The sequence below is a fragment of the Streptomyces sp. NPDC052496 genome (assembly GCF_040679095.1).
Taxonomy (GTDB): domain Bacteria; phylum Actinomycetota; class Actinomycetes; order Streptomycetales; family Streptomycetaceae; genus Streptomyces.
In genome coordinates, this window is record NZ_JBFAUH010000007.1 from 152,637 (window position 1) to 164,799 (window position 12,163).

Sequence of the window (12,163 nt, forward strand, 5' to 3'; positions counted from 1 at the left end):
AGTGCGGGCCCCGACCACCTTTGCAGATCACCGGGGCCGGGAGGCGGGGCGACACGTCGCCGGTCGGCCGAGTGCCGGTGTCCGGGCGCGGCGGGAACCGGGCGCGGGGCCCTGGGAGGAAGCGGTTCCGTCCGCCCTACGGCACGTGGCCGGCGTCCGGCGCGGCGGGGTCGGCGCCGTCCGTGCGCCGGCCCCGGGCGGCCGTGCGGTGCGGGCGCCGGGTCTTCTCCCCAGGCACCGCAGCTCCGCCTCCAGCCCGTGCCCGCGGGTGCGGACCAGGGCGCCGGCGAGGTCGGACAGTTTGCGGTTGGTGCGCTGGGACAGCCGGCGCAGCGTGTCGAAGGCGGTGTCCGCGTCACAGCCCAGCACGTACATGAGGATGCCGCATGCCTGGTCGACCACCGGCCGGGTGCGCAGGGCGGTGTCGAGCTGGTCCACCTCGACGAGCGCCTCGCGGTAGCGGCGCTCCCGCGCCAGTCCGGTCGCGGCCAGCTCACCGAGCACGTCCGTCGCCGTACAGCCCTTCTCGACCGTCAGGCCCGGCCGGAAGCCGTAGACGGTGAGGGTGAGGGTGATGCCGTCGCGGCGGTACGGGAGGGTGGCGCTGGAACGTACCCCGGCCTCCAGTGCCTTGGCGCGGTACTCGGGCCAGCGGCTCTCGTGCAGCAGGTCGTCCGCGCCGGTGGCCCGGCCGGTGTCCAGGGCCGCGGGGATGGGCCCTTCTCCGGACTCCCACTGCACGCTGACCAGGGCGGACAGGTCGGGGTGGGTCACCGCGGTCGGTCCTTCGGCGGTGCCGTCGCCGGTGCTCACCGTCGCGGCGGCGCCGCAGCTGTCCGGGGTGCACCAGGCGGCCTGTTCGGCGAGGTGGGCGAGGTCGCGGGCGGACGGCCCAGCGGTGAGGTCGGACGCCCCGGTCTCGAAACGGGTGCGGGTCGGCGTTGTCACGTCCACTGTGTGGTCAGTCCCTTCGGGTCCGTAGACGGAAGTCGAGGACCCCGCACCAGTTCGGCTGCCCGGTGCGTACGGTGGAAAACGCCGGATTCCCGTCGAGTTGGGATGCCCGGGGCCGCCGGCCGGTCGGCTTGCCGCCACACGGGTACGGTCCGACGGCGCACCGGATAGCGTGTGAGCATGGCCGAGGTCGAGCGCGTCGCCGCGGAACTCGCGGATTTCCGCAGACGAGTCGAAGAGCTGCGCGCCGCCCGCGCCCTGCCCTCCACCGAGCGGCTGTCCGTCCTGGACGCCGCTCTCTTCGAGCTCCAGCACGTGGTCGACGTGCTCCTGCCCCGCCTGGAACGGGGCCTGCCGGCGGAGCGGGACAACGGCGTGCGGCGGGCCGCCGACGAACAGCAGCTGCTGCGCGCGCTGTTCCAGCGGATGCCGTTCCCGGTGGTGCTGCTGGATCCGGACGCGGTGATACGGCGGCTGAACTTCGCCGGCACCCGGCTGTTCGGGATGCGTGCCGGGTACGCGGCGGGCCGCCCGCTGACCGCCTCGCTCGTCCCCGAGGAGCGGGCCGCCTTCCGCTCCCAGGTGGCTGCGGTCTCCCGTAACGAGGGCGACCGCAGCCTGGTCGTACGGCTGCTGCCGCCGCCGGACGGGGTCCGGCGCGCGGGCGATGCGTCACGGGCCACGATGACCGCGCTGCGGCCCCAGGGCGAGCCGAACACGTCCGTGCTCACGGTCTTCCTCACCGGTCCGGACGCGCTGGCGGCGGACCGGCCCGGCACGGCGGAGGGCACCGGCGACGCGGACCGTACGGGGGATGCGGACCGTACGCAGGACGCGGGCGGTGCGGGCACCGCGCGGCCCGGCCTGTCCGAGGTGACCCGCAACACCGAACTGATGGATCTCCTCGACGACATGACCATGGCGCTGCTGGAGTCGCCGCGCGAGCCCACCGCCGTGCTCGACCGGGCCTGCCGGGTGCTGCGCGGCCGCTTCGCCGACTGGGTGACGGCCGATCTGGTGACCCGGGGCGGTGGGCCGTTGGTGCGGGTGGCGGTCCACGGGGCCGAGAGACCCGTGCCGTACGCCGGGGACGAGGCGTACGGCACGGCGGCGGACACCGCGACGGGCCCGCGCGGCACCACCGGCGGCCCGCCCGCCCCGGACAGCCTGACGGCCACCCTCGCCGCCCAGCCCCCCGGGGACTGCCCGGTCGTGGTCGAGGCGGCCCGCGCGGGCAACGCCCACCTCCAGGTGCGCCCGGAGGACCTCGGCGCGTTCGGTCACGACGCCGCGGGAGCGCCGATCCTGGCCCGCGCCGAGGTGACCTCGCTGCTGTGCGTGCCGCTGCGGGCGAAAGCGGGGCCCGTGCGGGGCGTCCTGACGCTGTTGCGCACGGGCGGGCGGCGGGCCTTCAGCCTGGCGGAGGCGGGTACCGTCGACCGGATGGCCCGCCACCTGGGGCACGCGCTGCGCCCCTGAGACGCCGCGGCCCTGGGGCACTGCGCCCTGCGACACCGCACCGTCGCCCCTGTTCCCCCGTGGCCCCGTCACCGATCTCAGGCCGCTCGGCGTCCGCCCACCTGGTCGCACAGGCGGGTGCAGGTGCGGTTGATGAGCCGGGAGACGTGCATCTGTGAGATGCCGAGCCGGTCGGCGATCCGGCTCTGCGTCATGTCGCAGAAGAACCGGAGGTAGAGGATCTGCCGCTCGCGTTCGGGCAGCATCTGGAGCTTGGGCCGGACCGCCTCGCGGTCGACGACGAGGTCGAAGCCGGGCTCCGGGCCGCCGAGGGTGTCCACCAGGGCGTACCCGTCGTCGGCGCCGGGCAGTTCGGCGTCCAGGGAGAGCGTCGCGTAGCTCTCCAGGGCCTCCATGCCGAGCAGCACCTCCTCCAGCGTCATGCCGGTGTGGCGGGCGATGTCCTGGGCGGCGGGGCGGTGGTCGTCGGGCGCGTGGGTGAGCTCCAGCGTGGCCGTACGGACGCGGTTGCGCAGTTCCTGGACGCGCCGGGGCACGTGCAGGCCCCACATGTGGTCGCGGAAGTGCCGCTTGATCTCGCCGACGATGGTCGGCACGGCGAAGCTCTCGAAGGCGCAGCCGCGGTCCGGGTCGTACCGGTCCACGGCCTTGACCAGGCCGAGCGAGGCGACCTGGGTCAGGTCCTCGGTGGTCTCGCCGCGGTTGCGGAACTGGCGCGCGAGACGTTCGGCCATCGGCAGCCAGGCGCAGACGATGCTCTGGCGCAGCGCGTCCCGCTCCGGCCCGTCGGGCAGCGCCATCAGCTTGCGGAAGTCGGCGCCGGTGTCCGGCGCGTCGTCGTGCGGGTGCTTCTTCTGGGTGCGGCGGACGACCGTCGGACGTTCGGCGGGCCGGGCGCGCTGGGTGTTCGCGGAATGGGGTGTGCGTACAGAGGGCATGGTCTCGGCTCCCTGATCGGTGGACTGGGGTCCTCCGTGGGAGCGCAGCCGGAGAGCACGCTCGCGGAACAGTTCACTCCCACGGGCGTGCCTCCGGTCCGAAGCACACGGATCGCGTGCCCGGAGCCTTTCCCGGTAAACGCCTCCCGGGGCGAATCGGGCGCGGCGGGCACCGCCCCGGGAGGTTTCCGGCCCGCGGGTCAGGTAACCCGTGCGGGACGGATCGCTGACCCCCCGTCACCGGCCGGACGTGCGGTCCGGCCGGCCGGCGCCGCACGCGCACCGGCCGGGAGCCCTGCGAGCGGCGGGCGCGGCAGGACGTGGGCACGAGCCCCGGGTCCGCACCGAGACCGAAGAGGAGCCCCTGGTCACATGAGAGTCGAGCGGCTGGACGTCACCGCTTACACCGTCCCCACCGACGCGCCGGAAGCCGACGGCACGCTCGCCTGGGACACCACCACCGTCATCGTCGTCGAGGCCCGCTCCGGTACGACCACCGGCCTGGGCTGGACCTACGCCGCCGCCGACACCGGCTCGGTCGTCCGCGACCTGCTCACCCGCCCGGTCCTGGGCCGCAGCGCGCTGGACGTCCAGGGCGCCTACGAGGCCATGAGCCGCGCGGTGCGCAACGCCGGCCGGCCCGGGCTGGTCGCCTGCGCGCTGTCCGCGGTGGACATCGCCCTGTGGGACCTCAAGGCGCGGCTGCTGGACCTGCCGCTGCTGCATCTGATCGGCGCGGTGCGCAGCGCGGTGCCGGTCTACGGCTCGGGCGGCTTCACCACGTACCACGACACCCACCTGGCGACGCAGCTGAACGGGTGGGTGCACGGGCAGGGCATCGAACGGGTCAAGATCAAGATCGGTGAGGAGTGGGGCCGGGCCGTCGAGCGCGACCTGTCCCGCGTACGCAACGCCCGTAAGGCCATCGGACCGCGCGCCGAACTGTACGTGGACGCCAACGGCGCCTACACCCGCAAGCAGGCCGTACGGGTCGGCCGGGAACTCGCCGACCAGGGCGTCGGCTGGTTCGAGGAGCCGGTCTCCTCCGACGACCTGGAGGGCCTGCGGGTCGTCCGCGACCTGGTGGTGTGTGACGTGACGGCCGGTGAGTACGGCTACGACCTGCCGTACTTCGCCCGGCTGGCCCCGGTCGTGGACTGCCTCCAGATCGACGCCACCCGGTGCGGCGGTCTGACGGTCTGGCTGCGCGCCGCGGCCCTCGCCGAGGCACACGGCCTGGAGGTCTCCGCGCACTGTGCCCCGCACGTCCACGCCCATCCGGCCGCGTGCGTACCGAACCTGCGGCACATCGAGTGGTTCCACGACCACGTACGCATCGAGTCGATGTTCTTCGACGGCGGCCTCGACCCGTCCGGCGGCACGATCCGCCCCGGCGCGAAGCAACTGCCGGGCCACGGCCTGCGGTTCCACCATGAGGAGGCGACGCCATACCGGGTGCTGTGAGGTACCGGGTGCCGTGGAGCGGCGGGCCGTGGGATGTGCTGCCGGTGGCGCAGGAGTGGCCCAGGCGCGGAACCCCACATTCCGCGCCCGGGCGTTTCTCCCCACTGCCCCTTCCCCTGCCGTTCGGGGCTTCTCCGTGGCCGCTCGGCCGGTCACCGGGTACCTGGGCGGCGCCAGGTCAAACGTACCGATCTCACCGGCCGGTGGCCGCGACGTGGTCAGCCGGTGCGGGCGCGGGCCCCGGAGCGGGTCCGGCCGGAGGCGACCCAGCGGCGCGGGTGGCGGCGCAGGTACTCGCCCTCCAGCTCCGCCATGCGCGCGTTGTGGGTGGCGAGCGCGTCGGTGGAGCCGTGCAGGAGGGTGTCGTGCCGGGTGCGGTGGATGGTCTCCAGCTCGCGCAGCAGCTGCTGCTCGTCGAGCCGGGCGGGCGGGATCCCCAACGTGGCGGAGACCGGCGTGGCGGCCTCCGTCCCCGCGGGCTGCGGGACGTCGGTGGGCGTGTCGTGGGACGGCATCGGGGTTTCTCCCTCCGTGTCGGGTGCGTCCCTTCGGGTACCCGCTCGCACAACCACCCGGACACGTCCGGCGGCAGGCTCGCTGCGAGCCCCGGAGGCAGGCATGGAACTCGGATTCCTCACCCCACTCACTACCAGGCCGGGCCCCGGCTCCGCGGGCCGTTCCGGCACCTCGGACCACCCGGTCCGCCCGGTCGCCTCCTTCGATCGTACGAGGACCGCTCAGGCTCGGCGCGGCGACCGGCGCCGCCCCCACGTGACCGGTGCCGCCGGCGCGCTCCACGACGCCCCGGGGTGACGGGCCCCGGGCGCTCCCCTGCCCCGGGGCCCGGCCCCGCGCGGCTCTCCCGTTGCGCGCCGGCCCGACCGAGAGAAGGCGAACAGCCATGGCACAGTTCGTGAGGGACGTCATGACCCCGGACGTCGCGGCGGTCCTGCCGGACGCCTCGCTCGTCGAGGCGGCGCAGCTGATGCGTGCGCAGGACATCGGGGACGTGCTGGTGACGCAGGACGGTGTGCTGCTGGGGGTGGTGACCGACCGCGACATCACGCTGCGGGCAGTGGCCGACGGGGTCGACCCGCTCGCCGTGTCCTGCCGCTCGGTGTGCACCCCCGAGCCGGTCTGTGTCGGCCCCGACGACCACATCAGCGAGGCGGTCACGCTGATGCGGACGAACGCGGTACGGCGGCTGCCAGTGGTCGAGAACGGGACACCGGTGGGCGTGGTCAGCATCGGTGACCTGGCCCGTGCGCAGGAACCGGACTCGGCGCTCGCGGACATCAGCCGGGCCGCCCCGGACAGCTGGCCGGACGGCGGGCACCCGGGCCCTGGACCGGCCTGAGGCCCGGCCGGGTCCGGGGCGGACGCCACGGTCCGCCGGTCCGCCGGTCCGCCGGTCCCGGCCCACCGGTCCGACCGACGGGAACGGCCGCGGATGCGACGGACGGCGCGGGGAACCGTGGGGCCGCTGTCTGCGCCCCGTTCTTCGGGGTACAGGTGGCCCATGCGAAAGCTGCTGAGTACCTGGGACCGGGCGATCTTCGACAGCGTCGCGTCACGGCACTGGCCGGGCGCACAGCGCGTCCTGCCGAAACTGACCCGCACCGCCGACCACGGGCTGCTGTGGATGGGCATCGCGGCGGGCGCGGCCGCGCTCGGCGGGCGGCCGATGCGCCGGGCCGCGCTGCGCGGGGTGGCCTCACTGGCGGCGGCGTCGGCGACGGTCAACACGCTGGGCAAGCGCTCGGTGCGGCGCAACCGGCCGCTGCTGGACGCGGTGCCGGTGATACGGCAGCTGCACCGGCAGCCGTTCACCACGTCGTTCCCCTCCGGCCACGCGGCCTCGGCCGCGGCCTTCGCCACCGGCGTCGCGTTCGAGAACAAGTGGTGGGGCCTGGCGTTGGCGCCGGTCGCCGCCTCCGTGGCGTTCTCCCGCGTCTACACGGGCGTGCACTACCCGGGTGACGTCCTGGCGGGGGCCGCGCTCGGGGTGGGCGCGGCGCTCGCCGTGCGCGGGCTCGCGCCGACCCGGGCGCAGCTGGCGCCCCCGGCGCGGCCGGCGGCCGACGCGCCCTCGCTGCCGCGGGGACGCGGGCTGTTCGTGGTGGCCAACCACGCCTCCGGGCAGCGCACCGGCCCGCGCCCCGACCGGGTGCAGGAGGTGCGCGGCGTGCTGCCGGAGGCCGAGGTGGTGCTGTGCGGCGATCCGGAGTCGCCGCCGCTGGACAAGGCCCTGGAGGAGGCCGCCGAGCAGGCGAAGCAGGCCGGTGGCGCGCTGGGGGTGCTGGGCGGGGACGGTACCGTCTGCGCCGCGGCGGCGGTCGCCGTACGGCACGGTCTGCCGCTGGCGGTGCTGCCCGGCGGCACCCGCAACCACTTCGCGTACGACCTGGGCATCGAGACGCTCGCGGACGCCGGGCGGGCGGTGGAGAGCGGTGAGGCGGTCGCGGTGGACCTGGCCGGGTTCCGTACCGCGCCGGGCCAGGACCCCACGTACTACCTCAACACCTTCTCCATCGGCGCGTACCCGGAGCTGGTGCGCGTGCGGGAGGAGTGGGCGGGCCGGATCGGCGCCTGGCCGGCCGGGGTGCTGGCCGCCTGGAAGGTGCTGCGTACGGCCGACCCGGTGACGGTGGAGGTCAACGGGAAGCGGCGGGAGGTGTGGCTGCTGTTCGCGGGCAACTGCGCGTACCGGGGGCTGGGCCTGGCGCCGGTGCGCCGGCACGACCTGGCGGACGGGGTGCTGGACGTGCGCGTGGTGCACGGCGGGCGGCTGGCCCGTACGCGGCTGCTGACCGCGGCTCTGACGGGCGCGCTGCGGCACTCCCCCGTGCTGAGCGAGTCCCGGTTGCGCTCGGTGCGGATCGGCGGTCTCGCGGAGGGCGGTGTGCTGGCGTACGACGGTGAAGTGAGCCCGGCGCCGCGTGAGTTGACGATCTGCAAGGAGAACGAGGCGCTGACCGTATACCGCCTGCTGCCCGAATAGCGAGACGGCGTTCTCATGATGCGGTCGCCCGGCGTACGGTGCTCACACCTGCCGACCGGGAGCGCGAAGGAGCCGTCCGCCATGCCGCACAAGTCCGCCGTCCACGCCCAGAGCCGCACGTCCGCCGACCGCCCGCACCACCACCGCGAGTCCGCCGTGTACACCCACGGGCACCACGAGTCCGTGCTGCGCTCGCACACCTGGCGCACCGCCGCCAACTCGGCGGCGTACCTGCTGGACGCGCTCCGGCCGCGCATGGACATCCTGGACATCGGCTGCGGCCCCGGCACCATCACGGCCGACCTGGCCGCGCTGGTGCCGGACGGCCGGGTCACCGGGCTGGAGCACGCACCGGACGTACTGGAGCAGGCGCGGGCCACCGCCGAGGGACGCGGCCTGACCAACGTCCGCTTCGTGACCGGCGACGTCCACGCACTGGACTTCCCCGACGACTCCTTCTGCGTCACCCACGCCCACCAGGTCCTCCAGCACGTGGGCGACCCGGTCCGGGCGCTGCGCGAGATGCGCCGCGTCACCCGGCCGGGCGGCGTCGTGGCCGTACGGGACGCGGACTACGCGGCCATGACCTGGTACCCGGCGGTCGAGGGCATGGACGGCTGGCTGGACCTGTACCGCCGGGTGGCCCGCGCCAACGGCGGCGAGCCGGACGCGGGACGGCGGCTGCGCGCCTGGGCCCTGGAGGCCGGGTTCGCCGATGCCGCGATCACCTCGACGGCGAGCGCGTGGAGCTACGCGACCCCGGAGGAACGTTCCTGGTGGAGCGGCCTGTGGGCGGACCGGACGGTCGCCTCCGCGTACGCCCGGCTCGCGGTCGACGGCGGCCACGCAACCCCGGCCGAACTGGAGCGGATCGCCCGGGCGTGGCGGGCGTGGGGCGCGCGGGAGGACGCCTGGTTCGGCGTGCTGCACGGCGAGATCCGGTGCCGGGTGTGAGGGACCGCGCCACGCCCCGGCCGGGCGCGGCCCACTGCGGCCTGCCGGTGCCCCGACCGCCACGGCCGGCGCGAACTATCCCGTCCCGGGCGGTATGAAGATTCCGTGAGACGTACGTACGGACCGGCCGCCCTCCTGGCCCTGGCACTCCTGGCGGCGGGCTGCGGCCCCCAGCAGCCCGCCGCGGGACGCCACCGCACCACCCCGGGACAGCCCGCGACCGCCGCGGCCCCCGGCGGCTTCACCCTCCTGGCCACCGGCGACGTGCTGCCGCACACCGAGATCATCGAGCAGGCCCGCAAGGACGCGCACGGCCGCGGCCACGACTTCGGCCCCATGCTCGCCGGCGTCCGGCCCCTGGTCTCCGGCGCCGACCTGGCGATCTGCCACATGGAGACGGTGTACGGCGAGGACGGTGGGCCGTTCACCGGCTATCCCGCGTTCAAGGCACCCCCGCAGGTCGCCGCCGCCCTCAAGGCCACCGGGTACGACTCCTGCTCCACCGCCTCCAACCACACCCTCGACGACGGTCCCGCCGGGATCCGGCGCACCCTGAACGCCCTGGACGCGGCCGGCGTACGGCACGCCGGCTCGGCCCGCACCGCCGGCGAGGCCGCCCGCCCCACCCTCCTCACGGCCGGCCCGGCGAAGGTCGCGCAGCTCGCGTACGCGTACGGCACCAACGGCATCGCCGTACCCGAAGGGCAGCCCTGGTCGGTCAACCTCATCGACCGGGACCGCATCCTCGCCGACGCGCGGGCCGCCCGGCGCGCGGGCGCCGACGTGGTCGTGGTGAGCCTGCACTGGGGCACCGAATGGCAGCAGGAGCCCGACGAGCAGCAGCGCACCCTCGCCCACGCCCTCACCGCCGCCCGCACCGGCGACCGCACCGACATCGACCTGATCCTCGGCACCCACGCCCATGTCCCACAGGCGTACGAGAAGGTCAACGGCACCTGGGTCGTCTACGGGATGGGCGATCAGCTGGCCGGCTACATGTACAACCCGCGGGGCGCGGTCGACCCCCGCGGCAACCAGAGCTCGATGGCCCGCTTCACCTTCGCTCCGCCCGGCGCGGCGGGCCGGCGCTGGACCGTGACCAAGGCGGAGTTCACCCCGCAACTCACCGACGTCGACCACGCGTTCCGCGTCGTCCCGCTGACCGCCGGCGCTCCCGGCGGCTCGGCACACGCCCGCGCCCGCGACGCCGTGCGCGACGTGGTCCTCTCGCGGGGCGCGGCCGACGACGGGCTGACGATGACGGGTTGACGGCGCCGGGGCGGGCGCACGGCCGGCCGGGACGGCGGCCCGGCACCCCGGTCCGCACCGGATTCCGCAACTGATCGCGTACGGCGAGGCGCCCCAACTACGCTCGTCCCATGGACATTCTGGGGACCTCTTTGCGCGTGTGCGTGACCGACCTCGACGCCGCGATCGGTGTGTACGAACGGCTGACCGGGGCCGAGGCGATGCGCTTCGAGCACGGCGGCGTCTCGGTCGCGGCCGTCGGCTGTTTCTTCCTGATGAGCGGCCCGGAGGCGCAGCTGTCCGTCCTGCGGAAGATCACCGCGACGCTCGCCGTCAAGGACGTGGACGACGCGGTGGCCGATCTGACGGCGGTCGGCGCGCAGATCATCGCGGGCCCGCTGCCGACCCCGATCGGCCGCAACCTCGTCGCCCGCCATCCGGACGGCTCGGTCTTCGAGTACGTCGACCGGAAAGCGGCCTGACGTTCCCGGGCAGCGCGAACCGCCGTTTCAGGAGACCTCCAGCACGATCTTCCCGCGCGTCCGGCCCTCCTGGCTGCGGCGGAACGCCTCGGCCGCCTGCGACAGCGGCAGCACCGTGTCGACGTGCACGGTGAGCTTCCCGGCGTCGGCGAGGTCGCCCAGCGTGGCCAGGCCTGCGCTGTCCGGGCGCACCCATACGAGGTGCCCGCCCTTCTCCTTGACGTCGTCGTCGGCGATGGAGGCGACCCGTGAGCGGTCGCGCAGCAGTTCCTGCGAGACGTCGATGACGCCGTTGCCGACGAAGTCCAGGGCCGCGTCCACCCCGTCGGGCGCCAGCTCACGCACCCGGCCGGCCAGACCGTCGCCGTAGGTCACCGGCTCGGCGCCCAGGGAGCGCAGGAAATCGTGGTTGTGCTCGCCGGCCGTACCGATGACGCGGGCGCCTCGGGCCACCGCGATCTGCACACCGAGCGAGCCGACGCCGCCCGCCGCGGCGTGCACCAGGACCGTGTCGCCCTTGGTCACGCCGATCCGGTCCATGGCCTGGAGGGCGGTGAGGCCGGCGAGCGGCAGTCCGGCGGCCTGCTGCCAGCTGAGCGCGGCGGGCTTGCGCGCCAGGGTCCGTACCGGAGCGGAGACCAGTTCGGCGAACGTGCCGTGCTGGACCTCGTCCTTGCGGACGTACCCGATGACCTCGTCACCGACGGCGAATTCGGTCGCGTCCACACCGTTCCGCTCGACCACCCCGGCCACGTCCCAGCCGGGGATCAGCGGAAAGTGCACCTGCATCAGCGGGTCGAGATAGCCCGCGAGGACCTTCCAGTCGACCGGATTGACCCCGACCGCCTTCACCCGCACCAGCACCGCGTCCGGCGCCACCTTGGGATCGGGCTGGTCGCTGTAGGTCAGCTGTTCGGGGTCGCCGTAGCTGTGCGTGATGACTGCCTTCATGATGACGTCTCCTGAATGAGAGGGCCGCAGAACGATCCTGCCTGCTCCACGGCCGAGCGGCGACTCGCCCGCCGGAGCAGTTGTCAGCACTTTCCGGTTCTTCCGTGCGGAATCCCGTGCCGGCACCGCCGGTGGCCACGGTGTTTCCTGAAGGGCGCGCGGCACACCGAATGCGGCCGGCCACGCGCCCCCGCGTCACGGATACCGCTCGGGAAATCTCAGCGGAATCCCGTCAGCGGACCTGTACCGTCGCCACGTCCGAGGCCCGGTAGCGCACGGGGTGCTGGTCGCTCGGGCCGGTCATCCCGTACAGCACCGCACGGAGCTGCAGCGGGCCGCGCTGCGCGGCCTTGACCTGAGCCGTGGCCTGCACGTCCCCGCCGTCCTCCCTGGCCACCGTGGTGCCGCAGGCCAGCTGGCGCCATGCCTGCGCACCGTTGCGGTCCTCCAGGCATATCCGCTGGTAGGGGGCGGCGTCGTCGTTCCCCTGCGCGGTGACGGTGAACGCCTTGCCGACCGTGGCCGTGCGCGGCGCCGTGAGGTCCAGGGAGCCCTTGGCCTGCGCGGGCACGGCGGCCAGTGCCAGCAAGGCCACCCCCAGCCCACCGGTCACGGCCACGCGCCGCCGGCTGGACCTCTTCGTCCCGGTCCTCCTCTCGTTCCCCGTCCCGGTCTTCATCGTCCTGGTCATG

At 74.5% G+C, this 12,163-nt stretch carries 12 protein-coding genes; 7 read left to right on the forward strand and 5 right to left on the reverse strand.

The genetic code is table 11. The features are described 5' to 3' along the window. Nucleotides 1–27: 27 nt before the first annotated feature. Nucleotides 28–948: an ANTAR domain-containing protein gene (locus tag AB0L45_RS12205; RefSeq protein WP_365838779.1), complete on the reverse strand. Its 921-nt coding sequence runs from the start codon at nt 946–948 to the stop codon at nt 28–30. Between the two features lie 186 nt (nt 949–1,134). On the opposite strand from AB0L45_RS12205, the gene AB0L45_RS12210 reads away from it, so the two are divergent. Next, nucleotides 1,135–2,433, forward strand: coding sequence for a PAS domain-containing protein (locus AB0L45_RS12210; RefSeq protein ID WP_365838781.1), 1,299 nt, complete (start codon nt 1,135–1,137; stop codon nt 2,431–2,433). 77 nt (nt 2,434–2,510) lie between these two features. Here AB0L45_RS12210 and AB0L45_RS12215 read toward each other — a convergent pair whose 3' ends face one another. Then, complete coding sequence (locus AB0L45_RS12215) at nt 2,511–3,371, reverse strand: SigB/SigF/SigG family RNA polymerase sigma factor (RefSeq protein WP_365838783.1); 861 nt, start codon at nt 3,369–3,371, stop codon at nt 2,511–2,513. Nucleotides 3,372–3,743: 372 nt separating this feature from the next. On the opposite strand from AB0L45_RS12215, the gene AB0L45_RS12220 reads away from it, so the two are divergent. Then, on the forward strand, nt 3,744–4,835 hold the full coding sequence (locus tag AB0L45_RS12220; protein WP_365838785.1) for an enolase C-terminal domain-like protein: 1,092 nt from the start codon (nt 3,744–3,746) through the stop codon (nt 4,833–4,835). A 218-nt stretch (nt 4,836–5,053) separates the two neighbouring features. Here AB0L45_RS12220 and AB0L45_RS12225 read toward each other — a convergent pair whose 3' ends face one another. Next, complete coding sequence (locus AB0L45_RS12225) at nt 5,054–5,350, reverse strand: DUF6158 family protein (RefSeq protein ID WP_365838787.1); 297 nt, start codon at nt 5,348–5,350, stop codon at nt 5,054–5,056. A 386-nt stretch (nt 5,351–5,736) separates the two neighbouring features. On the opposite strand from AB0L45_RS12225, the gene AB0L45_RS12230 reads away from it, so the two are divergent. The 5 genes from AB0L45_RS12230 to AB0L45_RS12250 all read left to right on the forward strand — a co-directional run bounded on the left by AB0L45_RS12230 (nt 5,737) and on the right by AB0L45_RS12250 (nt 10,520). Next, the gene (locus AB0L45_RS12230; protein ID WP_365838789.1) at nt 5,737–6,192 is read left to right on the forward strand and encodes a CBS domain-containing protein; all 456 of its coding nucleotides are present in this window, start codon (nt 5,737–5,739) and stop codon (nt 6,190–6,192) included. A gap of 162 nt (nt 6,193–6,354) precedes the next feature. Further along, the gene (locus AB0L45_RS12235; RefSeq protein ID WP_365838791.1) at nt 6,355–7,836 is read left to right on the forward strand and encodes a phosphatase PAP2 family protein; all 1,482 of its coding nucleotides are present in this window, start codon (nt 6,355–6,357) and stop codon (nt 7,834–7,836) included. 81 nt (nt 7,837–7,917) lie between these two features. Further along, nucleotides 7,918–8,790: a class I SAM-dependent methyltransferase gene (locus AB0L45_RS12240; RefSeq protein WP_365838793.1), complete on the forward strand. Its 873-nt coding sequence runs from the start codon at nt 7,918–7,920 to the stop codon at nt 8,788–8,790. 150 nt (nt 8,791–8,940) lie between these two features. Continuing rightward, nucleotides 8,941–10,059 (forward strand): CapA family protein, encoded by a 1,119-nt coding sequence (locus tag AB0L45_RS12245; protein WP_365839041.1) that lies wholly within the window; start codon nt 8,941–8,943, stop codon nt 10,057–10,059. 110 nt (nt 10,060–10,169) lie between these two features. Beyond that, nucleotides 10,170–10,520, forward strand: coding sequence for a VOC family protein (locus AB0L45_RS12250; RefSeq protein WP_073763570.1), 351 nt, complete (start codon nt 10,170–10,172; stop codon nt 10,518–10,520). Between the two features lie 27 nt (nt 10,521–10,547). Here AB0L45_RS12250 and AB0L45_RS12255 read toward each other — a convergent pair whose 3' ends face one another. Both AB0L45_RS12255 and AB0L45_RS12260 read right to left on the reverse strand, forming a co-directional pair. Beyond that, on the reverse strand, nt 10,548–11,471 hold the full coding sequence (locus AB0L45_RS12255) for an NADP-dependent oxidoreductase (protein ID WP_365838795.1): 924 nt from the start codon (nt 11,469–11,471) through the stop codon (nt 10,548–10,550). 232 nt (nt 11,472–11,703) lie between these two features. Then, nucleotides 11,704–12,162 (reverse strand): hypothetical protein, encoded by a 459-nt coding sequence (locus AB0L45_RS12260; protein ID WP_365838797.1) that lies wholly within the window; start codon nt 12,160–12,162, stop codon nt 11,704–11,706. Nucleotide 12,163 lies beyond the last annotated feature (1 nt).